This is a genomic window from Streptomyces sp. HUAS 31 (assembly GCF_028198125.1).
Lineage (GTDB): Bacteria > Actinomycetota > Actinomycetes > Streptomycetales > Streptomycetaceae > Streptomyces > Streptomyces chartreusis.
This window is the reverse complement of sequence record NZ_CP116353.1, coordinates 1,958,168-1,980,782: the sequence shown is the minus strand read 5'-3', so window position 1 is coordinate 1,980,782 and position 22,615 is coordinate 1,958,168. Positions and strand designations below refer to the sequence as shown.

Sequence of the window (22,615 nt, the reverse complement as noted above, 5' to 3'; positions counted from 1 at the left end):
GCCGGACGTCGTCGCAGCCGGCGCCGGTGCCAGCCGCATGTTGTCGCTGGGACCGGGTTCGCGCCGGTGCCGGCCGCACATCGTCGCCGTCAGCCGGTCTGCGCCGGTGTCAGCCGTCCGCCTACGTTGTCAGCCGTCGGCCGTCAGCCGTCAGCCGTCGGCCGTCGGCCGTCAGCCGTCGGCCGTCAGCCGTCGGCCGTCGGCCGTCGGCCGTCAGCCGTCGGCCGTCGGCCGTCAGCCGTCAGCCGTCGCTGTCAGCCGGCCGTCGGCGGCTGCGGTGCCAGCAGCGCCGGCAGGCGGGTCGTGCGCGGCTTGGCCGGGATCTCGGCGACCGCCCGGGCGAGGGCCTGCTCGACACCGTGGACCACGGACAGATGGCGGTCGGCCCGGCTGAAGGCCGTGTAGACCCACGGGCGGCTCAGAGCCTGGGCCGCGTCACCGGGCAGGACCACGACGACCGCGGGCCAACGGGCGCCCGCCGCCTGGTGGGCGGTCAGCGCCCAGCCGTGCCGCAGCGACTGCTCCACCCGCTCCTTCGGTACGACCACGGCCTCGCCGGCGCAGGACAGATGCAGCCCCTCGGCGTCGGCCTTCACCACCTGGCCCGGCACCGTACGGCCCGGCGCGGGGGAGTACGCGACGCGGTCACCGGGGTCGAACCCGCCGAAGCGCCCGGGGCCCGGGTTGAGCCGTTCCTTGAGCGCGGCGTTGAGCGCGCGGGTGCCGGCCGCGCCGCCGTGGCCCGGCGTGATCACCTGGGTCTGCTCCGCCGGGACACCGATCGCCCGCGGCACCGAGTCCGCGACGAGCTGCACGGTGCGGTGCACGGCCTCGCCCGCGTCCCGCGCCGGCACGATCACGACCTCCTTGCCGGGCGCCTCGACCTGGTTCAGCTCACCGATGCCGACACCGGACACCAGCTCGCCGAGCGGGCCGGGATCCGGCCGGCGCGAGGCGATCTGCGGGCAGATCCGCGCCGCCAGCAGATCGGCGAACACCCGGCCGGGCCCCGCCGACCACAACACCCCGGGATCCCCGGCGAGCACCAGCCGGGCCCCGTCCGGCAGCGACTCCGTGAGCAGCGCGGCCGTCTCGACGTCCAGCTGGGGTGCGTCGAGCAGGACGAGCAGGTCGAGGTCGAACGCCCCGTCCGCGTCCCTGCCAGGCCCCTCGGCGCCGGACAGCAGCCCGGCCACGGTGGCGACGCCGGGCAACTCGGCTCCGGTCCCAGTGGCGTCGCCGGGCAACTCCGCTCCGGTCCCAGCGGAGTCGCCGGGCCCGCTCAGCAGCGCCGAGAAGCGCTCCTTGCCCTGCGGGCCCGCTGTGGCCGCCCAGGCGCGCAGTCCGAGGGCCCGCGCGGCACGCAGCAGCGCCGCCGGTTCGGCGCGGGACGCCTCCCCACCCGTGTGCAGGACCAGGCCGTGGCCCGCGACGGCCCGGACCAGGTCGGCGGCGGAACCCGCGCCGCCCGCCTCCCGCTCCCAGTCCTCGACCGAACCGTCCTGCTTGGGCGCCGAGTTGATCAGGCGGCCCAGTCCGTCGGCGAGGCTCTCCTCCGCGAGGGCGTACCGCTCCAGGCCGACGAGGACACGGACCGGCCGCTCCTCGCCCTCCTCCGCCTCCTCGTCCCGCCGGGCCGAGGCGCCGGGCTCGTCCAGGGCGTCCTGGAAGGCCAACGCCTCACCTTCGGCCAGGGTGTTCTGCACGGCCGTATCGGCGTCCGGCACGCCCCGCTGGGCCAGCGCGGCGGTGAGCGCCGGCAGCTCCAGGGCCGTGTGTCCGGCCAGGGCCGCCTGCTCCAGGAGCCAGACGGTGACCGCGCGGCCGCGCCGCTCGTCGTCCGGTCCGGCCTCCGCGCCGAGCAGCGCCCGCGCGAACCCGTCGGCCTGCTCGGGCCGTACGCCGGCGATACGTAGCAACTGCCAGGGGTCCGCCCGCAGCTGGTCCGCGGCGCCCTCGCCGAGCGCGGCGGCGACCTGCGCGGCCAGCGCCTCCGGGGCGCCGCCCTCGGTCAGCACGGCTCGCACGGACTCCACGGTCTCGGACGCGGGGGCAGCGGGCGCGGCGGACACGGGTGCGGGCTCCGGTCGGCGGGCCGGCTCCGCAGCTGGGCGCCGCGGCGGCTCCGGCTCGCTGAAGACGGTCGCCGTGGGCTTCGCACCGCTCTCCACGGCCCGTACGGCGGCGAGGAGATCGGCGGCCTGCCCGCTGAGCTTGGCCCCGCTGTCGACGGGCGCCGCCCGCTCGGCCCTGCGCCGCGCGATCCGCTCCCGCTCGACCCGCTGGGCGGCGAGCTCGGCCGCGGCCTCCGACTGCTGCGCCGCACCCTCGGAGGCTTCGCCTTCGCCGCCGTCCGACTCGGCTCCGGTGACGTCCTCGCCGTCGGCGGTCGTGCTGTCCGTGCCTTCGCCTCCCGACTCCGAAGCGGCGGCCCCGTCCTGGGCCGCGGCCCCCGGCGTCCCCGGCTCCGAGTTCTCCGTGGTCTCGGGTGGCTCCGTGCTCACAGCGTGCTCCAGTCGTGATCGGGATAGCGGTGCACGGGCGCCGACACGTCGTCGAGCGCCCGGCAGATCTCGTCAGGAAGACTAAGGGCCTCCACTGACAACGCCGCTGTGAGCTGCTGGGCGTTGCGCGCGCCTATCACGGGAGCGGTCACGCCGGGCCGGTCGCGGACCCAGGCGAGGGCGACCTGGAGCGGGGAGACGGCCAGCCCGTCGGCCGCCGTCTGCACGGCGTCCACGATCCGGCTGGCCGTGTCGTCGAGGTACGGCGCGACGAACGGCGCCAGATGCTCCGAGGCGCCGCGCGAGTCGGCCGGTGTCGCGTTGCGGTACTTGCCGGTCAGCACGCCCCGGCCGAGCGGGGACGAGGGAAGCATGCCGATGCCGAGGTCGAGTGCGGCCGGCAGCACCTCACGTTCCACACCGCGCTGGAGCAGCGAGTACTCAAGCTGTGTGCTCGCCAGCCGGGTGCGTGTGCCGGGCGCCGCGAGCTGCCATGTCGCGGCCTTGGCGAGCTGCCAGCCGCAGAAGTTGGAGACACCGGCATAGCGCACCCGACCGCTGCTGACGGCGAGGTCGAGCGCCTGGAGGGTCTCCTCCAGCGGGGTGTACGGGTCGAAGGCGTGGATGTGCCAGACGTCGACGTAGTCCGTGCCGAGCCGGGCCAGTGAGGCGTCCAGCGCGGAGAGCAGATGGCCGCGCGAGCCGTCGAAGCGGCGGTCGGGGTCGGGCACGCTGCCCGCCTTCGTCGAGATGACCAGGTCCCGCCGCGGGATCAGCCCCTCCATCAGCCGTCCGAGCAGATACTCGGCCTCCCCGTCGCCGTACACGTCCGCCGTGTCGACGAGGGTGCCGCCCGCCTCCCAGAACGTCTTCAAGAGGTCCGCGGCGTCGTGCTCGTCGGTGTCCCTGCCCCAGGTGAGGGTGCCGAGCCCGATCCGGGACACGCGCAGGCCGGTGCGGCCGAGATGCCTCTGCTCCATGAACGCCGAGATTACTGGCCAGAACCTGCCATGTGGGGGCCTGTGGATAACCAGTTTTCAGGACCGTCACCAGGGATGGGCGGGGGCAGTCGGGCGACGCCCGCCACATCGGCCTCCCGGTGAGTGGCCCCCCGCGCTAAGGTCTGGCCCACAAGGGACGTTACTGATCGGTAAGGGGATCGGCCATGCAGCTCGGGATCAACCTCGGCTACTGGGGTGCCGGAATGGACGCGGACAATCTCGCCGTCGCGCAGGAGGCCGACCGGCTGGGCTACGCCGTGTGCTGGGCCGCCGAGGCGTACGGGTCGGACGCGGCCACCGTGCTCAGCTGGGTCGCCGCCCAGACCGAGCGCATCGACGTCGGGTCCGCCATCTTCCAGATCCCGGCCCGCCAGCCCGCGATGACCGCGATGACGGCCGCGACCCTCGACTCCCTGTCCGGCGGCCGCTTCCGGCTCGGTCTCGGCGTCTCCGGACCGCAGGTCTCCGAGGGCTGGTACGGCGTCAAGTTCGACAAGCCGCTGGCACGCACGCGTGAGTACGTCGAGATCGTCCGCAAGGCCATGACCCGTGAGCGCCTGACCTACGAAGGTCAGCACTGGACGCTGCCGCTGCCCGGCGGCCCCGGCAAGCCGATCAAGCTGACCGTGCACCCGCAGCGCGAGCACATCCCGCTGTACATCGCCGCCATCGGCCCGAAGAACCTGGAGCAGACCGGCGAGATCGCCGACGGCGCACTGGTGATCTTCCCGTCCGCCGACCACCTGGAGGACACCACCGTCAAGCACCTGCGCGCGGGGCGCGAGAAGGCCGGCAAGAGCCTCGACGGTTTCGACATCTGCCCGACCCTGCCGCTCGCCGTCGGCGACGACAAGGACGTGGCCACGCTCGCCGACACCTTCCGCCCCTACACCGCGCTGTACGTCGGCGGCATGGGCAGCCCCAAGCAGAACTTCTACAACCAGCTCGCCCAGCGCATGGGGTACGAGAAGGAAGCCGCCGAGATCCAGACGAAGTACCTCTCCGGCGACAAGCAGGGCGCCGCGGCCGCCGTACCGCAGGACCTGATCGACAAGACCACGCTGCTCGGCTCCGTCGACCGGATCGCGGACCGGATGAAGGCCTACGCCGCCGCCGGTGTCACCACCCTGTCCCTCGCGCCGGCGGGCTTCACGCTCGACGAGCGGCTCGCCTCCCTGCGCGCCGGCACCGAGGCCCTGGAGCGCGCCGGACTGGCGTGACGCGAGGGCCGTACGGGCCGGGGAAGTTCTGCGGCCGTGGTGGGGGCTCGGGGGTCTTCCCCGCCACGGCCGTCAAGCAGAACAACGCGCGCGTGCCCACCCGGTTACGCCCCCGTCGTGACCCCGATGGTCATTCTTTTGGCGGAGTTGTCCGACTCAGCTGTTGCAGCGGCTCTCTCACCGCATTTGACTCGTTCTTTGCGGAATCCTGCGGCGTCCTGAGAGAGGTGCCCCACGATGCTTTCGGCCAAGAGTCTGTTCCAGGAGATCCTCGACAACGACGATTCCTTCCGGCTGTTCTGCTCGATCGCCGCCAGCGGCGAGTCCCAGGGCGGCTGGGAGAACGCGCGCATCGCCGCGCTCGTGCCCGACAGCGAGCGCGCCATGGCGCCCAAGATCACCCGGCACGGCGCGGACGAGGACAAGCACGGGCGGATCTTCAACGCCCTGCTGAAGAAGCGCGGGCTCGACCCCGTCCCCGTCCCGTCCGAGACCGACTACACGATGCTGCTCGAGAAGCACGGCATCGGCCTCGCCCACGACAAGCTGAAGGCCGACAAGCCGCTCACGGTCGACGACATCATCACCTACCTCGCGCACAGCCGGGTCACCGAGCAGCGCGCCTCGGAACAGATGATCATGCTCCGCAAGTACTTCGCCGACGACCCCGTGATCGGCAAGGCCGTCCGGATGATCTCAAACGACGAGGACAACCACCTCGCCTACACGCACGAGGAACTCCTGCGCTTCGCGGCCGCCGGTCACGGCCGGCGGATCCAGGCCACCCTGCGCGAGTGCGCCCTAGCCGAGATCCGGGTCTACCGGGACGTCAGCCTCGCGGTCATGGACCACATGGGACGCGTCCTCGGCTGGCCCCGGGCCAAGGCCGCCGCGCTCGCCGCCGGCATCCACGCCGTGTACGCCTGGGAGCGGCTCGCGGGCTGGCGGCGCATGGTGTCCCTGGCGATGCCGGAACGCCGCGACGCACTCGGCGGACCCGCCGCCTCGGCACCCGAGTTCGCCTGACCGCTACAACCAGCCCCGGCGTTTGAACAGCCGGTACAACAGCACCTCGACGGCGGCCATGGCCAGGATCAGCACCGGATAGGAACCGGTCCAGTGCAGCTCCGGCATGTGCTCGAAGTTCATGCCGTAGATCCCCGCGATCATCGTGGGGACCGCGGCCATGGCCGCCCACGCGGAGATCTTCCGCATGTCGTCGTTCTGCCGCACGCTCATCTGCGCCAGATGCGCCGACAGGACGTCCGACACCAGCCGGTCCAGGCCCTCCACGGCCTCGTTCACGCGCGTGAGGTGGTCGCTCACGTCACGGAAGAAGGGCTGCGCCTTGTCGTGCACGAACGGCACGCGCGCGCCGATCAGGCCCGTGCCCGCCAGCCGGGACACCGGCTGCGCGAGCGGTCCCGTGGCCCTGCGGAACTCCATGATCTGCCGCTTGAAGGCGTAGATGCGCGAGGCCGTGTGCCGGGAGCCGCCGGCGGTCGGCGAGAACACCTCCGCCTCCAGCTCCGCCAGGTCGGTGCCCAACTCGCCCGCCACCTCGACGTAGTGGTCGACCACCGCGTCCGCGATCGTGTAGAGCACTGCAGTGGGACCGTGCCGCAGCATCTCCGGCTCGTGCTCCAGACGTTCCCGGACGACCCCCAGCGGTGCCTCCTCGCCGTGCCGGACGGTCACCACGAACGAGTCGCCGATGAAGACCATGACCTCGCCGGAGGAGACGATGTCGCTCTTCGGCTCGTAGCCGACCGGCTTCAGGACCATGAACAGCGAGTCGTCGTACACCTCCAGCTTGGGCCGCTGGTGCGCGTTCAGGGCGTCCTCCACGGCCAGCGGATGCAGCCCGAACTCCTCGGTGACCTTGTCGAACTCCGTCTCCGTCGGCTCGTACAGACCGATCCAGACGAACGCGTCGTCCTGAAGACGGCACAGATCCAGGGCGTCGGAGAAGTCCGCGGGCCCCTCCGTCCGGCGCCCGTCCCGGTAGATGGCGCAGTCGACGATCACGGAGCGTATTCTCCCGCCCTCCGCCCCCGGACGCACCCCGTCGTGCGCCTACGCTGGGCGGCATGCCCACGCTGATCCTGGTCCGGCACGGACGTTCCACCGCCAACACCGAGGGAGTGCTCGCCGGGTGGACACCCGGCGTCGCCCTCGACGAGCGCGGGGCCGAGCAGGCCGCCGCACTGCCCGCACGCCTCGCCGCGCTGCCGATCTCCGAGGTCGTCACCAGCCCGCTGCAGCGCTGCCAGGAGACGATCCGGCCGCTGCTGGAGGCCCGGCCCGGACTCACCGCGCACACCGAGGAGCGGATCGGGGAGTGCCACTACGGCGACTGGTCCGGCCGCAAGCTCGCCGACCTCAAGGACGAGCCGCTGATGGAGGTCGTGCAGGCCCATCCGTCGGCGGCGGCGTTCCCCGGCGGCGAGTCGATGCGGGCCATGGCGACCCGGGCCGCGGAGGCGGTACGGGAGTGGAACGCGCGCGTGGAGCGCGATCACGGCGCCGACGCCGTGTACGTGATGTGCTCGCACGGCGACATCATCAAGTCCCTCGTGGCGGACGCACTCGGTCTTCATCTCGACCTCTTCCAGAGGATTTCCGTTGAACCGTGTTCCATCACCGCGATCCGTTACACACGCCTGAGGCCGTTCCTCGTACGTCTCGGGGACACCGGGGACTTCGCGTCCCTCGCCCCGCGCGAGGAACCGCCGGCCGGTGACGCGACGGTAGGGGGCGGCGCGGGCGCACCGTGATCGTCGGGCGCAGTAGGGTGAAGCGGTCGAAGCAGCGTCGCACTCACGAGTCGTCGCACTCACGATTCGCCGTACCCACGATTCCAATGGAGACAGGACGTGTCCCGTCAGGTGTTCCTCTACGACCCCCCGGACCGCTTCGTGGCCGGCACGGTAGGACTGCCCGGACGCCGTACGTTCTTCCTCCAGGCCGTCGCCGGCTCCCGCGTGACCAGCGTGGCCCTGGAGAAGACCCAGGTCGCCGCACTCGCCGAGCGCATGGACGAACTGCTCGACGAGGTCGTACGGCGTAGTGGCGGAAGCGCCTCCGTCCCCGCCATGACGCCCAGCGAGGTCGCCGACACCGGCCCGCTGGACACCCCCATCGAGGAGGAGTTCCGCGTCGGCACCATGGCCCTTGCCTGGGACGGCGAGGAACAGCGCATGATCGTCGAGGCACAGGCCCTCGTGGAGCTCGACGCCGACTCCGAGGAGGACCTCGCCGAGGCCGAGGAGCGGCTGCTCCAGGACGAGGAGAACGGTCCCCCGATGCTGCGGGTCCGGCTCACCGGCGCGCAGGCGAGGGCTTTCGCCAAGCGCGCCCTGGACGTCGTCAACGCCGGGCGGCCGCCGTGTCCGCTGTGCAGCCTCCCGCTCGACCCGGAAGGACACGTATGTCCGCGCCAGAACGGATACCGCCGCGGAGCGTGACCTCGGTGGAACTGCTCACCCGCGGTGAGCTGACGGTGCGCGGACGCATCCGCGAGGCGTCCAACGCCGCCCTGTACTGCACCGTCGCGCACGAGGGCAGTGAGGCCACCTGCGTGTACAAGCCGGTCGCCGGTGAGCGGCCGCTGTGGGACTTCCCCGACGGAACCCTCGCCGGGCGCGAGGTCGCCGCGTACGAGATCTCCGAGGCGACCGGCTGGGGGCTCGTACCGCCCACCGTGCTGCGCGACGGGCCGTACGGCGAGGGCATGTGCCAGCTGTGGATCGACGTGACACCCGAGGCCGAGCTGCTCGCGCTGGTGGACGGCGAGGAACCCGAACCGGGCTGGAAGGCGGTCGCCTTCGCCGAGGTCGGCGACGGGAAGACCGCGCTGCTGGTGCACGCCGACGACGAGCGGCTGCGGCGCCTCGCCGTGCTGGACGCCGTGATCAACAACGCCGACCGCAAGGGCGGCCATCTGCTGCCCACCGAGGACGGCCGGCTCTACGGCATCGATCACGGCGTCACCTTCAACGCCGAGAACAAGCTGCGGACGCTGCTGTGGGGCTGGGCGGGGGAGCCGCTCACCCAGGAGGCCGTCGAGGTCCTCGGGGCCCTGCGGGAAGGGCTGAAGGAGGGCGGCGAGCTGGCCGTACGGCTGGCCGGGCTGATCACCGGCGCCGAGGTGGACGCCACGCGCGCGCGTGTGGACGCCCTGCTCGCCTCCGGCAGGCACCCGGAGCCGAGCGGGGAGTGGCCCGCCATTCCGTGGCCGCCGGTCTAGCCGTCACCCAGGACACGGTTGCGGCCCAGGGCGTGCAGCACAAGGGCCGGTGTCGCGCAAGAACGCCTCCCCGGCCATCCGGCCCGGTCCGGTTCGTGTACGGAACATCCGTCCGGTTAGGCTCATGACATGTATGCCTGGCCCGCTTCTGAGGTCCCCGCCCTGCCCGGTCAGGGCCGCGACCTGAGGATCCACGACACCGCGACCGAGGGTCTCGTCACCCTGGACCCCGGTCCCGTCGCCCGTATCTACGTCTGCGGTATCACGCCGTACGACGCGACCCACATGGGTCACGCGGCGACCTACAACGCGTTCGACCTCGTTCAGCGCGTGTGGCTCGACACCAAGCGGCAGGTCCACTACGTCCAGAACGTCACCGACGTCGACGATCCGCTCCTGGAGCGGGCCCAGCGCGACGACATCGACTGGGTCGCCCTCGCCGAGAAGGAGACCGCCCTCTTCCGCGAGGACATGACCGCGCTGCGCATGCTGCCGCCGCGGCACTACATCGGCGCCGTCGAGGCGATACCCGGGATCGTCCCGCTCGTCGAGCGGCTCCGGGACGCGGGCGCCGCGTACGAACTCGACGGCGACATCTACTTCTCCGTCGAGTCCGACCCGAACTTCGGCAAGGTGTCGAACCTCGACGCCGCAGCCATGCGCCTGCTGTCCGCCGAGCGCGGCGGCGACCCCGAGCGGCCCGGCAAGAAGAACCCTCTCGACCCGATGCTGTGGATGGCCGCCCGTCCGGGCGAGCCCAGCTGGGACGGCGGTTCGCTCGGACAGGGCCGGCCCGGCTGGCACATCGAGTGCGTCGCCATCGCCCTGGACCACCTCGGCATGACCTTCGACGTCCAGGGCGGCGGCTCCGACCTCGCCTTCCCGCACCACGAGATGGGCGCCTCGCACGCCCAGGTGCTGACCGGCGAGTTCCCCATGGCCAAGGCCTACGTCCACGCGGGCATGGTCGGCCTGCACGGCGAGAAGATGTCCAAGTCCAAGGGCAATCTCGTCTTCGTGTCGCAGCTGCGCCGCGACGGCGTCGACCCGGCAGCCATCCGGCTCGCCCTCCTCGCCCACCACTACCGGGCCGACTGGGAGTGGACCGACCAGGTGCTCCAGGACGCCGTGGACCGCCTCGGCCGCTGGCGGGCCGCCGTGTCCCGGCCCGACGGACCGGACGCGGAGGTGCTCGTCGAGGAGATCCGCGAAGCCCTCGCGAACGACCTCGACGCCCCGGCCGCGCTCGCCGCGGTCGACCGCTGGGTGACCCGGCAGGACACCGAGGGCGGCACGGACATCGGCGCCCCCGGCGTCGTGTCGCGAGCCGTCGACGCGCTGCTGGGCGTGGCCCTGTAGCGGACGCCGACACAAAGACCTCGGCACAAGAGAGGGGGCGCTTCCTCCCCGCGGGTGGAAGCGCCCCTTTTCGGTGGCCGGCCGGTTCGGCTACGGCCGGTCAGATCCTGCGGATCTGGATGCTCCGCAGGACCAGCGGCTGGCTGCTGTCCCAGACGCCGACGACCTGGTGGCCGTGTGCGAAGGCCTCCTGGACCTGGCCGTGGATCTGCGGGTTCGGGTTGTTGAAGACCCGGAACACATCGTGGATGCGCAGGAAGATCTGCGACGGCTGCCCGGGCAGCGGCTGGACGATGTCGATGTAGCCGTCCGCGACGCCCGCCTGCGGCGCCTGCTGCACGGCGGCCTGTGTGACCTGCTGCATCAGGTGCAGCACCTGCTGCTCGGACTGCTGTTGCTGCTGCTCGCCCTGGAACGCCTGGCCCTGGACCTGCTGCTGCCCGTAGCCCTGCGGCTGGCCGAGCTGCTGGAGCAAGTGCTGGAACGGCTGCTGCCGGCCGAGCTGCTGGAGCTGCTCCAGCGAGCCGCTCATGCCGTACGCCTGCTGCTGGCCGTAGCCCTGCTGCTGCCCGAAGGGCTGCTGGTACGGCGACGTGCTCGGGTACTGCTGGCCCTGCTGTTGTCCCATGTGACTCATCTGCGGGGTGGTGCTCATACGGGTGTCACCTTCCCTTGATGCGATGGGCTGCGTCAGCCGGTGATGACCAGGCCGACGATCTCGTCGTCCGAGAACCACACTCGGACCTCCGGCCGTCCCCCCGCGAAGGCGGTATGGACCGCCTGGCGGATCTCGGGGGACGGATGGTTCAGGTTCCGCCACTCGCCGGCCACGAACAGCCGGAGCCGGGGCGGAAGTTCGCGCGGATACGGCAGCAACTCGTCCCAGTACCGCTCGGCGAGGCCGGAGCCGACCGCCTGCGGCACCAGATGGGTGACCGCCGCCTTGATGTCGGGCCGGTTGCCGATCCGCTGGGAGGCCGGCCGGCCCGGCGCGTCCTGCTGCGGGGAACCCGTCGCCCGCAGCACCGCACGCGCCTGCTCGGGGGACATCGGCGGCTGCGCGGCGGCCTTCAGCATTCCCTGGAGCGCGGCCAGCGCGCCGACCACCACCGGGGAGGCTGACGACGTACCCGAGAACGTGTCGGTGTACCAGGCGATCTCCTCGGGCCCGCCCTGGAGGTCGCCGGGCCGGTCCCAGAAGCCGCCGGTCGTCGTCACCTCGCGGCCCCAGCCCTGCGCGTCCACCCGGGCGCCGTAGTTGGAGAAGGCGAGCCGGGAGCGGTCCGGGCCGTGATCGCGGCCGTGCGTGCCGGGGGGCGGGGCGCCCGCGCCGACCAGGACCGCCCCCGAGGACGGGTTGGACGGGTTGAACGGGTTGCGCCACGACTCCGGGAACTCGTCGGGGCGGCGCTCGTAGACCGCGTCGTCGAGGGACTCGCCGCCGTTGCCCGCGGCGGCCACGACCAGCACACCCCTGGCGGTGGCGCTGCGGATCGCGGCGTGGTCGTCGGGCCACCATTCGAGTGCGACGTAGCCGCGCTGGTCGTCGCGGTCGGCGAACTCGAACCGGGGTCCCGGGCGGTGCAGTTCGACCAGCACGATGTCGCCGGGGCCGAGCCGCTCGGCCGCCGCGTGGATCGCGGCCGCCGTGCCGATGCCGTGGAAGGAGGCGGCCGCGGTCACCGTCTCCGGCACGATGCCGGTGACGCCGTGGTCGTTGCGGTCGCCGCCGATCACGCCGATCACCGCGGTGCCGTGGTTGCGCCAGGCCAGGTCGGTCAGCGGGGTGCCGACGACGACGCCGGCCAGCTTGCCGGCCAGGTCCTCGTGGCCCAGCTGCCAGGAGCCCTCGACGTCGATCACGGTCACGCCGTGACCGGCGCCGCCCGGCCGCTGCCAGGCCCAGAGCGCGTCCACGCCCTCGGGCGCCGGGCGCAGATAGCCCTGCCGGCCGCTGTAGTCGGGCGTGACCGGCGCGCCCTCCTTCAGGCGCCCGCTGCCCTCGCCCAGGCGCCCGCTGCCCTCGCCGACATGCCCGAGGGAGGCCGGCACCGCGCCCGGTTTCACATACGCCGTGTCGATGCCGGGCAGCGCGGCCATACGGGCCCGCAGCTCCTCGGCGCGGCTCTCCCCGCCGCGCACCCGGTAGAAGAGGGCCAGGTCGGACGTGTCCTGCGTGTCCGTGGTCTGCTGAAGCCGTTCCTCGCTGCCGAACAGCGGCTCCAGCGCGAGCTGTTCGTCACTGAGGAACATGTTGAGAGCCGTCACATCGGCGCCCGCGACCGACCGGACGCCCTCGGCCTGGGCCCGCAGCCGGGCCTCGGGCCGGGCGACGACGATCAGTTCCGGCTCGGCTCCTCGATAGGTGAATCCCGCTCCGTCGGGCCCCGGCCCGGCCGTTCCGGGGCCCTGCGCCGGCTGTCCCTGGTCGGTCATGGTCTGCCGCTCCCTTCGGTCCTGGGGGTTGCCAAGTGCGGGTGGTGCGGCGCGCCTTCGGTGGACAACCAAGCACGCGCGGGCCGGTCCGTCCAGACCATTTTCGCCAACTTGGTTTGGGAACAAGTTGAATTGGGCAACGTGTGCAATCCGTCCGGAAAGAGATGTCACGCCATAATCCGGCCAGCTGCTGTCCAGTCCCTGTCGAGACACCGGCCTCGGCTGCGGAGGCGCCCGGCGTGTGGTGGGGTGGGGGAGTCAGTTGACCGTTGGACCAGCTGTCGGCCGGTCCTCTCAGCGGAAGGACGCACAGTGGCCCCCGAACACCGCTCCTTCGCACCTCACCTCACCCGCCGCGGACTCCTCGCGACGGGCGCCGCGATCGCCGGCGCCGCACTCGTCCCGGCCACCGGCACCCCCGCCGTCGCGGCCGGAAAGCGCCGCCCCCAGGTGCTCCGCCTCCCGAACGGCTTCCGCCCGGAGGGCATCACCATCGGCGGCGGACCGTTCGCCTATCTCGGCTCGCTCGGCGACGGCTCCCTCTACCGCGCCGATCTGCGCACCGGTGAGGGTGCGATCTTCTCGGCCGGACCCGGGACGCCCTCGGTCGGTCTCAAACTCGACCACCGGGGCCGCCTGTTCGTCGCCGGACGCGGCCAGGGCGCCCGTGTGGTGGACGCCCGCAGCGGCGCGATCCTCGCCTCCTACGCCCTGACCTCGGCGACCCCGACCTTCGCCAACGACGTGTTCCTCACCCCGCGCGCGGCCTGGTTCACGGACTCCTTCCAGCCCGCGCTGTACGCCCTGCCGCTCGGCCGGCACGGGCAACTGCCGGACGCGGACGAGGTCGTGACGCTCACCCTGAGCGGCGACTGGAGCCAAGTCGCGGGCGAGGTCGTCAACGCCAACGGCATCACCGCCACGCCGGACGGCTCCGCGCTGCTCGTCGTGCAGTCCGGGGTCGGCGGGCTGCACCGGGTCGACCCGCGCACCGGCGTCACGCAACTCGTCGACCTCGGCGACGCGGCACCGCTCACCAACGGCGACGGCCTGCTGCTGATCGGCCGGACGCTGTACGTCGTGCAGAACCGGCAGAACGCCATCGACGTCTTCAGGCTCGCCGCCGACGGCCGCGGCGGCGTCTTCCAACGCCGCGTCACCGACCCGCTGTTCGACGTGCCGACCACGGTGGCCGCGTACAAGGGGCGCCTCTACCTGCCCAACGCCCGCTTCACCACGACACCGACGCCGGACACGACGTACGACGTGATCTCCGTGCCCGTGTGACGCAGGTGACGGCGATCGCGGAAGAGGGCGGTGCGCAGTCCAGCGCACCGCCCTCTTCCGCGATCGAACGGCCTCAGTCGTCCGACGAGTCCTCGTCGTCCCTGTTGCCCGGCTTCGGAGGCATCGGCGGACGCGTACGGTCCTCGGGCGACGGGCCGCCGTCCCGGCGCCGCAGATACCGCTCGAACTCGCGCGCGATGGCCTCGCCGGAGGCTTCCGGCAGCTCCGCGGTGTCGCGGGCCTCCTCCAGCGTCTGCACGTACTCCGCCACCTCGCTGTCCTCCGCGGCCAGCTGGTCGACGCCGACCTGCCAGGCGCGCGCGTCCTCGGGCAGCTCGCCCAGCGGGATGCGGACGTCGATCAGGTCCTCCAGCCGGTTGAGCAGCGCCAGCGTCGCCTTCGGGTTCGGCGGCTGCGAGACGTAGTGCGGTACGGCGGCCCACAGGCTGACAGCCGGTACGCCCGCGTGCGTGCACGCCTCCTGGAGGACGCCGACGATGCCCGTCGGGCCCTCGTACTTGGTCTCCTCCAGATCCATCCGGCGGGCCAGGTCCGGGTCGGAGGTGGTGCCGCTGATCGGGACCGGACGCGTGTGCGGGGTGTCACCGAGCAGGGCGCCCAGGATGACCACCAGCTCCACGCCCAATTCGTGCGCGAAGCCGAGGAGCTCGTTGCAGAACGAGCGCCAGCGCATGGACGGTTCGATACCTCGGACGAGAACGAGATCACGTGGCTTCTCGCCGCCGACCCGGACCACCGAGAGCCGGGTCGTCGGCCACGTGATCTTGCGGACGCCCCCGTCCATCCACACCGTGGGGCGGTTCACCTGGAAGTCGTAGTAGTCCTCGGCGTCCAGCGCCGCGAAGACCTCGCCCTTCCATTCCCTGTCCAGATGCGCGACCGCGGTGGAGGCGGCGTCGCCGGCGTCGTTCCAGCCCTCGAACGCGGCCACCATGACCGGGTCGATCAGCTCGGGAACCCCCTCGAGCTCGATCACCCAGTGCCTCCTTCCGACGTGCCCTCGCCTGACGAACCAACCTTACGGCGTGCGACGGGGGCGCCCGCAGCCCCCTTGCACGGGGACATGAACGGATCACTGCCCCGTTCGTCCCCCCGAAACACCCCACAGTCATCCGAGCTGTACCCGGGCGGGGGCGGTGGCTGATCAGGGGGGTTCGGCGATCGCGGAGGTCGGGGCCGGGTCGCCCCGCACATGGCCACATCATACGTCGGATGATCGTTCAGAGGTCCGATGGACAGGGCGGGTTCGGGCCGGGCGCGGCAGCCGTGCGCCCTGCCGCCACGCCTCAACGGCCCTGACTCACAGCGTGGAGCGCAGCCACTGTTCCACGCTCGCGATGTGCACCGTCGCCCACGAGCGTGCCGCCTCCGCGTCCCGGTCGCGCAGGGCCGCCAGGATCGCCCGGTGCTCGTGCAGGGTGCGGCTGACCGCGTCCTCCTGGGTCAGGCCGCGCCAGATGCGCGCCCGTGTCGTCGGTCCGGACAGGCCGTCCAGGAGCGAGCACAGCACGGAGTTGCCGGAGCTCTGCACGATGCCCCGGTGGAACTCCAGGTCGCAGGCGACGAGTTCCTCCACCGAGGGGGCGTCGCCCAGCTTCTCCAACTGGGCCGACAGCGCGTCCAGTTGCTGCTCGCTGATCCGGGAAGCGGCCATCGCCGTGGCCGCCGGCTCCAGGATGCGGCGCACGGCGAGGAACTCCAGCACCGTGTCGTCGCGGTGGAAGTCGACGACGAAGCTCAGCGCCTCCAGCAGCAGTTGCGGGTCCAGGCTCGTGACGTAGGTGCCGTCGCCCTGCCGTACGTCCAGGATCCGGATCAGCGACAGGGCGCGCACGGCCTCCCGCAGGGAGTTGCGGGACAGTCCGAGTTCGGCGGCCAGCTCGCTCTCCTTGGGGAGCCGGTCGCCGGGGCGCAGTGCGCCGGAGACGATCATGCCCTTGATCTTCTCGATCGCCTCGTCGGTGACTGCCATGGCCGGCCTCCCTGTCGTTCAGGATGTCGTGATGAGACATCCGACGTATCCCGCCATTATGCGGGCTCCGGCCCGGGGCCCCCGAGCGGCTACCGGCGCGCGTGCGGCCGCTGATCCTCGGCATGGGGCGCCGGCTCAGAGGCCAGTTGCCGCTGGAGCCGCAGATGCCGGAACTCGTAGTACGCCCCCGACTGCCGCAGCACCCCCCGGCGGTGCGCCTCGTCCAGGAACGCCATGAGCCGCCACGGCATACGGCCGGACGCGGCCAGCCAGACCCGGGTGACGGCCAGGCGGCCCCAGGCGCTCAGGGCGAGTGCGGCGGTGCCGACGGGAACCCACAGCTGGGTGCCCGCGTGCATGAACCCGCCCCAGTCGCGGGAGAAGGCCACGACCGGCAGGCAGACGGCCCCGGTGACCAGGGCCGCGACCCCGCCCCGCGCGAAGGCGGCCGTGCGGTCGGTGCGCAGCGAGGACCGGGGGCCCGCCGCTCGCATCACGTCGGACGGCGCGCTCAGGGCGTGATGCACACCGCACACACAGCCGCCGACCACCCCGACCAGGAGGCCCGCCGCCAGGATCGGCGGAAGCAGCCGCCCGGCGACGCCCCACGCGGGCCCCTCGGTGAGCCAGTCACGTCCCCGTGGCGGCAGCGCGTTCCGCATGCCCGCCGCCTCGGCCGTCACCGGGCCGCGCGAGGTGGCCAGGCGCAGGACCACGGCGCCCCGCTGCGAACGGAACTCGGTGCGGGCGGAGACGAAGGCGCGGCACCGCCGACCGGTCAGCAGCGGCACCTCGCAGTTCGGCGGCGTCGTCCCCCTCGGATAGGCCACCGGCCGGGTGCGCTCGGCGGGGTACAGCAGAGTGCCCCGCACCGGCCGCTCGGTGTCCGCGATCCGCACCCCGTGCCGCTCCCGGAACTCCCAGCTCTCGATCCGCCGCCCGTCGAGGTCGTCCCGGGACCCCGATTTGAGGACCGTGACACTCACCGCGACGGTGCCTCCGACGCCCGTCGCGACCAGGCCGATCAGCAGCGTCGCAGCCGTGCCGCGCGCCAGCTCCGCCGCGAAGCGCCGGGTCGTCCGGCCGGGCCGGGCCCGGGGGATGCCGTCCCGCTCGGCCCGCCGGGTGGCGCTCAGCAGCAGCACGACCCCCGCCACCGCGCAGACCGTGCCGATGAGCGCGGTCCAGGGGCTGTCCGCCACCCCGAGCAGCACCCCGCCGACCACCGAGAGACCGCCCACCAGGAGCGCGCCCCCGCAGCCCCGGGCGGCGGCCCGCCCCCGGTGATCGCCCGTCCAGGGCAGGCTCAGCGGCACGGGACGCCTCGGCAGCCCCGCGATGCCGAAGAACAGCGTGAACAACAGCGCGAACAGACAGCCCCCGAACATGTCCGGCAGCCAGCCGTCGGTCACCGCGCCGAAGCGGTAGCCGAAGCGCAGATCGTCCCCGAGCGCGAAGCCCGCCCACAGCACACCCGCGGCCGCCGTGGTGATCGCCAACTGCCGGCGCAGGAAGACGATCCGGCGCACCCGGCCGGCCACCGGCTGCAGCAGGAAGGCCACCCCGAGCGAGTAGCCCAGCGTCTGGCCCACCAGGTTCATCACGAGCGAACCGGCGTCCTCCACCGTGGCCAGGTCCGCCGACGCACGGCTCAGCAGCCCGGGGATCAGCAGCACCGCGGTCGCCGCCATCGCCACCAGCCCAGGCGCGTACACCCGCAGCACCCGCGGCGCCATGGCCTCCAGCTCCCACCACCCCAGGCGCCCGGTCCCGCGTTTCTGCAACTCCCGCGCCAGCGCCCCCAGCCGGCGCCTCGCCTCCACCGCGCCCCCGTCCCCGGCGTCGTGGAACGCCGCCGGCACGAACGCCTCCAGCAGGTGTTCCTCGATCCGCTCGGCGCTCTCGAAACGGGCGTCGTCCAGCAGTTCGGCCGGATCCCGGGACCTGTCGCCGTAGACGGTCCGGGCCAGTGCCACCATCAGCGGCACCGTCAGCACCGCGGCCAGCGGGTGCCCCGGCTCCTCCTCCAGGTAGCGCAGCACCGGCGTCCACACGGTCGCCCGGCGGCCACCGTCGGCGGGCAGGGGCCGGGCCGTGCGCTCCAGATACGCCGCCGACTGCCCTATGTCCAGCGGCAGCAGCTTCACGACCTGGGCGGCCGTGAGGACATCGCCCTCGTCCACGGCCGTCGCCCAGGCCTGCGGACGGCTGGTGAGCAACAGCGGTAGGTCGTCGTCGAGTTCGGCGTTGATCCGCCGTACGGCCTCCCCGTGCACGGCCTGCGGCAGTTCGTCGAAGCCGTCGAGGACGGGCAGCACCAGCCCGGTGTCGAGCAGGGCGCGAGCCAGGGTGCGCCGCCCGTCCGCGAGCGCGGCCAGGGGGCGGTGGTCGGCGGCCAGGCGCTCGGCGATCCAGTCGCGCAGCCCGTTGTGCCCGGGGTCCCAGCCGGCCAGCGGGAAGATCACCGGCACCGCGCCGCCGGGTCGCCGGACGGCCAGCCGGCCCAGGGTGAACCGCAGGGCCAGCACGCTCTTGCCGGAACCGGGGCCGCCGAGGACCACGAGCCGGCGGCCCGGCGCGGCCGCGAACGCGTCCACGATGCCGCCCAGTTGCCGTTCGCCGTCGCGGGGCGCTGGGATCCGCCGGACGTTCTCCGGATGGTCGGCCAGCCGGGGATCCGCCGCGACCCATGGCACGTCCACCGGCTCCGGGTCCTGGAGCCTGCGCAGCCGGAACTCCGCCGCCCACTGCTCCCGTACCGCATCGGCGAGCGCGTCGGCGGCCCGGTGCCGTAACTCCGCGGCCGGCCGGGGCAGGGGATCGGCGTCACCGCGCAGCACGTCGGCTAGGAGTGCGGCGACCGACACGACCGCGCCGATCACGGAGACGAGCACGCTCGCGGCACTCACGTCGTCGATCGTGCGCAGCACGGCCGCCAGCGCCACCAGCGCGGCTCCGCACACCCCGAAGGCCACGCGTCGGCGCAGCCGCGCACTCCGCCATCCGCCACTCATGACCCGACGCTCCCCGTGTCGAACCGAACCCTGTGCAAAGGCACTTTTCTAGCGGCCGTGCGGGGTGCGGATCACCGATTCACCGGTCCGGGGGAGGGGCGCGCGGGAGCAGTCGGAGGGCTGCCGGAAGCTCGGGCCGCCGGCCTCGTGCATCAGTTCCGCACAGACGGAAGGGGCGGCTCCCATCGGCGTGGGGCCGCCCCTTCCGGTGGTGGCCGGCCCCGGTGCGGAAGGGGCCGCCCTCGTACGGTCCGGCGTGGTCAGGGGAGTGGCCGGACCTTGCGCGGCGAGTGGCTCATCCGGCGAAAATCCGCCCGCCGCGCGTGCGAGGTCACTTCTTGTCGAGCAGGTCCTGCACCTTCGCCCGGACGTCGTCCGTCGCAAGGCCGCGGATCGTCAGCGTCGTACGGCGGCGCAGCACGTCGTCCTGCGTCTCGGCCCACTCGTTGTCCCGGGCGTAGACGACCTGCGCCCAGATCTCCGGGGCGTCCGGGTGGACGCGCTCGCCCAGCTCCGGGTTCTCGTTGGCGATGCGGGCGATGTCGAAGGCCAGGGAGCCGTAGTGCGTCGCCAGGTGCTTCGCCGTGTCGGCCGCCATGCGCGGACCCGGCGCCGGGCGGTCGGTGAGCAGCCGGTGGGCGACCGCGCGCGGGTTGGCGATACCCGGCAGCGGCAGCTTCTTCGGCAGGGAGGAGATGGGCTCGAAGTCGTCGCCGAGCGGGTGGCCCGGCAGCGCCTCCAGCTTCTGCATGATCGTGCGGCCGATGTGGCGGAACGTCGTCCACTTGCCGCCGGCGACGGACAGCATGCCGCCGGTGCCCTCGGTCACGACCGTCTCGCGCTTGGCCTTCGCCGTGTCACCGGGGCCGCCGGGCAGCACACGCAGACCCGCGAAGGCGTAGGTGATCAGGTCGCGGTCGAGCTGCTGGTCGCGGATGGAGAACGCGGCCTCGTCGAGTATCTGGGCCGTGTCCTTCTCGGTGACCGCGACGTCCGCCGGGTCGCCCTCGAACTCCTCGTCCGTGGTGCCGAGGAGCAGCATGTCCTCCCAGGGCAGGGCGAAGGTGATGCGGTACTTGTCGATCGGGGTCGCGAGCGCCGCCTTCCAGGGCGCCGTCCGCTTCAGGACCAGGTGCGCGCCCTTGGACAGCCGGATCGACGGGGCGGCGTTCGGGTCCTCCATCTTGCGCAGGTGGTCGACCCAGGGGCCGGTCGCGTTCAGCACGAGACGGGCGTTGACGCCGAACTCGTCACCGGACAGACGGTCCTTGAGGTCCGCGCCGGTCACCCGGCCCTTGGTGAAGCGCAGGCCGGTGACCTCGGCGTGGTTGAGCACGACCGCGCCGGCCTCGACGGCCCCGCGGACCGTCATCAGCGCCATGCGCGCGTCGTTCATCTGGTCGTCGCCGTACACGGCCACGGCCTTGAGGTTGTCGGTGCGCAGCTCGGGCACGTCCTGCGCCGCCTTGGCGGGGGACAGGAGGTGACCGACGCCGTCACCGAAGGCGGAGAGCGCGGAGTAGGCGAAGACGCCCGCTCCGAGCTTCGCGGCGCCGTGCGGCCCGCCCTTGTACACGGGGAGGTAGAACGTGAGCGGGTTCGCCAGGTGGGGGGCCACCTGGCGGGAGACCGCACGGCGCTCGAAGTGGTTCTCCGCCACCAGCTTCACCGCGCCGGTCTGCAGGTAGCGCAGACCGCCGTGGAGCAGCTTGGAGGAGGCGGAGGAGGTGGCGCCGGCGAAGTCGCCGGCGTCGACCAGAGCCACCCTGAGGCCGGACTGCGCGGCGTGCCAGGCGGTGGAGATGCCCAGGATGCCGCCGCCGATCACGAGAAGGTCGTACGACGCCTTGGAGAGCTGCTCCCGGGTCTCGGCTCGGCTCGGGTTGAAGCCGGAGGCCGGGCGCGTACCGAGGGCAGGCACGGACTGCAGGGTGGTCTGACTGGTCATTTCGGGTTCTTACTCCTCATCAGAGTTCGAGGCTGGCGAAGGCTGTCGTCAGCTCTCGTCGTCCTCGATCCAGCCCATGGTCCGCTCGACGGCCTTGAGCCAGTTCTTGTACTCACGGTCGCGGGTCTCCGCGTCCATGCGGGGGGTCCACTCGGCGGCCCGGCGCCAGTTGGCGCGCAGTTCGTCCGTGCTGGACCAGAAGCCGACGGCGAGACCGGCGGCGTAGGCGGCACCGAGGCAGGTGGTCTCGGCGACCATCGGACGCACCACCGGCGCGTCCAGGACATCCGAGAGCTGCTGCATCAGCAGGTTGTTGGCGGTCATGCCGCCGTCGACCTTGAGGGTGGACAGCTCGACACCGGAGTCCTTCGTCATGGCGTCGGCGATCTCCCGCGTCTGCCAGGCGGTGGCCTCCAGGACGGCACGCGCGAGGTGCGCCTTGGTGACGTACCGGGTCAGACCGGCGATCACACCGCGGGCGTCGGAGCGCCAGTGCGGGGCGAACAGACCGGAGAAGGCCGGTACGAAGTAGGCGCCGCCGTTGTCCTCGACCGAGAGCGCGAGCGTCTCGATCTCGGCGGCCGTGGAGATCAGGCCCATCTGGTCCCGCATCCACTGCACCAGCGAACCGGTGACGGCGATCGAGCCCTCGAGGGCGTAGACCGTGTCCTGCTCGCCGATCTTGTAGCCGACGGTGGTCAGCAGACCCGCGTACGAGTTGATGATCTTGTCGCCGGTGTTCATCACCATGAAGGTGCCGGTGCCGTACGTCGACTTGGTCTCGCCCTCGGCGAAACAGGTCTGGCCGAACAGCGCCGCCTGCTGGTCGCCGAGCGCGGAGGCGACCGGGATGCCGCCGAGCAGGTCGCCCAGCTTGCCGCCGGTGATCTCGCCGTAGACCTCCGCGGAGGAGCGGATCTCGGGCAGGATCTGCAGCGGCACGCCGATCGACTCGGCGATCTTGTCGTCCCACTCCATGGTGTGCAGGTTCATCAGCATGGTGCGGGACGCGTTCGTGACGTCGGTGACGTGCTTGCCACCGTTGACACCGCCGGTCAGGTTCCAGATGACCCAGGTGTCCATGGTGCCGAAGAGGATGTCGCCGGCGGCGGCGCGCTCCTGGAGGCCCTCGACGTTGTCCAGCAGCCAGCGGGCCTTGGGACCGGCGAAGTAGGAGGCGAGGGGCAGACCGGTCTCACGGCGGAAACGGTCCTGCCCGACGTTGCGCCCGAGCTCCTTGCAGAGCCCGTCCGTGCGGGTGTCCTGCCAGACGATGGCGTTGTGGACGGGCTCACCGGTGTTCTTGTCCCACAGCACGGTGGTCTCGCGCTGGTTGGTGATGCCGATGGCCTTGATGTCGTCACGGGTGATGCCGGCCTTCTGGATGGCTCCGGCGACGACCTCCTGGACGTTGGTCCAGATCTCGTTGGCGTTGTGCTCGACCCAGCCCGGCTTCGGGAAGATCTGCTCGTGCTCCTTCTGGTCGACGGAGACGATACGGCCGTCGCGGTCGAAGACGATGCAGCGGGACGAGGTCGTGCCCTGGTCGATCGCGGCGATGAAGGGGCCGGCGGTGTGGGCGTCGGTCACAGTTAGCTCCTGGA

General features: G+C 72.3%; 17 protein-coding genes. 7 read left to right on the top strand and 10 right to left on the bottom strand.

Annotated elements, in window-relative coordinates:
* Positions 1–254: 254 nt before the first annotated feature.
* Together PGH47_RS08605 and PGH47_RS08600 are read right to left on the bottom strand one after the other, a co-directional pair.
* Positions 255–2,504 (bottom strand): helix-hairpin-helix domain-containing protein, encoded by a 2,250-nt coding sequence (locus PGH47_RS08605; protein WP_271662920.1) that lies wholly within the window; start codon positions 2,502–2,504, stop codon positions 255–257.
* On the bottom strand, positions 2,501–3,484 hold the full coding sequence (locus PGH47_RS08600) for an aldo/keto reductase (protein ID WP_271662919.1): 984 nt from the start codon (positions 3,482–3,484) through the stop codon (positions 2,501–2,503). The genes PGH47_RS08605 and PGH47_RS08600 overlap by 4 nt, the downstream gene beginning before the upstream one ends.
* A gap of 185 nt (positions 3,485–3,669) precedes the next feature.
* On the opposite strand from PGH47_RS08600, the gene PGH47_RS08595 reads away from it, so the two are divergent.
* A complete protein-coding gene (locus PGH47_RS08595; RefSeq protein ID WP_126901938.1) occupies positions 3,670–4,725 on the top strand; it encodes an LLM class F420-dependent oxidoreductase in 1,056 nt (351 codons plus the stop codon).
* A 237-nt stretch (positions 4,726–4,962) separates the two neighbouring features.
* Positions 4,963–5,751, top strand: coding sequence for a ferritin-like domain-containing protein (locus PGH47_RS08590; protein WP_271662918.1), 789 nt, complete (start codon positions 4,963–4,965; stop codon positions 5,749–5,751).
* A gap of 3 nt (positions 5,752–5,754) precedes the next feature.
* Here the strand turns inward: PGH47_RS08590 and corA are convergent, their stop codons facing one another.
* On the bottom strand, positions 5,755–6,753 hold the full coding sequence (gene corA, locus PGH47_RS08585; protein WP_107909243.1) for a magnesium/cobalt transporter CorA: 999 nt from the start codon (positions 6,751–6,753) through the stop codon (positions 5,755–5,757).
* Positions 6,754–6,815: 62 nt separating this feature from the next.
* On the opposite strand from corA, the gene PGH47_RS08580 reads away from it, so the two are divergent.
* The 4 genes from PGH47_RS08580 (at position 6,816) to mshC (ending at position 10,333) form a co-directional block, all read left to right on the top strand.
* Positions 6,816–7,502: a histidine phosphatase family protein gene (locus PGH47_RS08580; protein WP_271662917.1), complete on the top strand. Its 687-nt coding sequence runs from the start codon at positions 6,816–6,818 to the stop codon at positions 7,500–7,502.
* 99 nt (positions 7,503–7,601) lie between these two features.
* The gene (locus tag PGH47_RS08575; RefSeq protein ID WP_271662916.1) at positions 7,602–8,192 is read left to right on the top strand and encodes a DUF3090 domain-containing protein; all 591 of its coding nucleotides are present in this window, start codon (positions 7,602–7,604) and stop codon (positions 8,190–8,192) included.
* The gene (locus PGH47_RS08570; RefSeq protein ID WP_271662915.1) at positions 8,156–8,974 is read left to right on the top strand and encodes an SCO1664 family protein; all 819 of its coding nucleotides are present in this window, start codon (positions 8,156–8,158) and stop codon (positions 8,972–8,974) included. Before PGH47_RS08575 ends, PGH47_RS08570 begins: the two co-directional genes overlap by 37 nt.
* A gap of 129 nt (positions 8,975–9,103) precedes the next feature.
* On the top strand, positions 9,104–10,333 hold the full coding sequence (gene mshC / locus PGH47_RS08565; protein ID WP_093745411.1) for a cysteine--1-D-myo-inosityl 2-amino-2-deoxy-alpha-D-glucopyranoside ligase: 1,230 nt from the start codon (positions 9,104–9,106) through the stop codon (positions 10,331–10,333).
* Positions 10,334–10,433: 100 nt separating this feature from the next.
* Here the strand turns inward: mshC and PGH47_RS08560 are convergent, their stop codons facing one another.
* Together PGH47_RS08560 and PGH47_RS08555 are read right to left on the bottom strand one after the other, a co-directional pair.
* Positions 10,434–10,988, bottom strand: coding sequence for a hypothetical protein (locus PGH47_RS08560; RefSeq protein WP_271662914.1), 555 nt, complete (start codon positions 10,986–10,988; stop codon positions 10,434–10,436).
* Positions 10,989–11,023: 35 nt separating this feature from the next.
* Positions 11,024–12,769: a S8 family peptidase gene (locus PGH47_RS08555; protein WP_271662913.1), complete on the bottom strand. Its 1,746-nt coding sequence runs from the start codon at positions 12,767–12,769 to the stop codon at positions 11,024–11,026.
* A 312-nt stretch (positions 12,770–13,081) separates the two neighbouring features.
* On the opposite strand from PGH47_RS08555, the gene PGH47_RS08550 reads away from it, so the two are divergent.
* Positions 13,082–14,056, top strand: coding sequence for an SMP-30/gluconolactonase/LRE family protein (locus PGH47_RS08550; RefSeq protein ID WP_271662912.1), 975 nt, complete (start codon positions 13,082–13,084; stop codon positions 14,054–14,056).
* A 73-nt stretch (positions 14,057–14,129) separates the two neighbouring features.
* On the opposite strand, the gene PGH47_RS08545 is transcribed toward PGH47_RS08550, so the two are convergent.
* The 5 genes from PGH47_RS08545 to glpK form a co-directional block, all read right to left on the bottom strand.
* Positions 14,130–15,053 (bottom strand): PAC2 family protein, encoded by a 924-nt coding sequence (locus tag PGH47_RS08545; RefSeq protein WP_271662911.1) that lies wholly within the window; start codon positions 15,051–15,053, stop codon positions 14,130–14,132.
* A 324-nt stretch (positions 15,054–15,377) separates the two neighbouring features.
* Positions 15,378–16,049, bottom strand: coding sequence for a FadR/GntR family transcriptional regulator (locus PGH47_RS08540; protein WP_030953901.1), 672 nt, complete (start codon positions 16,047–16,049; stop codon positions 15,378–15,380).
* Positions 16,050–16,138: 89 nt separating this feature from the next.
* Positions 16,139–19,063, bottom strand: a complete 2,925-nt coding sequence (locus PGH47_RS08535; RefSeq protein ID WP_271662910.1) for an NACHT domain-containing protein — start codon at positions 19,061–19,063, stop codon at positions 16,139–16,141.
* 331 nt (positions 19,064–19,394) lie between these two features.
* Complete coding sequence (locus tag PGH47_RS08530) at positions 19,395–21,011, bottom strand: glycerol-3-phosphate dehydrogenase/oxidase (protein ID WP_107909251.1); 1,617 nt, start codon at positions 21,009–21,011, stop codon at positions 19,395–19,397.
* A 48-nt stretch (positions 21,012–21,059) separates the two neighbouring features.
* A complete protein-coding gene (glpK, locus tag PGH47_RS08525; protein ID WP_271662909.1) occupies positions 21,060–22,601 on the bottom strand; it encodes a glycerol kinase GlpK in 1,542 nt (513 codons plus the stop codon).
* Positions 22,602–22,615 lie beyond the last annotated feature (14 nt).

Coding starts and splice junctions, on each gene's coding strand:
- PGH47_RS08600 (WP_271662919.1), bottom strand. CDS start 3,484: ATGGAGCAGAGGCATCTCGGCCGCACCGGCCTGCGCGTGTCCCGGATC.
- PGH47_RS08595 (WP_126901938.1), top strand. CDS start 3,670: ATGCAGCTCGGGATCAACCTCGGCTACTGGGGTGCCGGAATGGACGCG.
- PGH47_RS08590 (WP_271662918.1), top strand. CDS start 4,963: ATGCTTTCGGCCAAGAGTCTGTTCCAGGAGATCCTCGACAACGACGAT.
- PGH47_RS08580 (WP_271662917.1), top strand. CDS start 6,816: ATGCCCACGCTGATCCTGGTCCGGCACGGACGTTCCACCGCCAACACC.
- PGH47_RS08570 (WP_271662915.1), top strand. CDS start 8,156: ATGTCCGCGCCAGAACGGATACCGCCGCGGAGCGTGACCTCGGTGGAA.
- mshC (WP_093745411.1), top strand. CDS start 9,104: ATGTATGCCTGGCCCGCTTCTGAGGTCCCCGCCCTGCCCGGTCAGGGC.
- PGH47_RS08560 (WP_271662914.1), bottom strand. CDS start 10,988: ATGAGCACCACCCCGCAGATGAGTCACATGGGACAACAGCAGGGCCAG.
- PGH47_RS08555 (WP_271662913.1), bottom strand. CDS start 12,769: ATGACCGACCAGGGACAGCCGGCGCAGGGCCCCGGAACGGCCGGGCCG.
- PGH47_RS08540 (WP_030953901.1), bottom strand. CDS start 16,049: ATGGCAGTCACCGACGAGGCGATCGAGAAGATCAAGGGCATGATCGTC.
- PGH47_RS08535 (WP_271662910.1), bottom strand. CDS start 19,063: ATGAGTGGCGGATGGCGGAGTGCGCGGCTGCGCCGACGCGTGGCCTTC.
- PGH47_RS08530 (WP_107909251.1), bottom strand. CDS start 21,011: ATGACCAGTCAGACCACCCTGCAGTCCGTGCCTGCCCTCGGTACGCGC.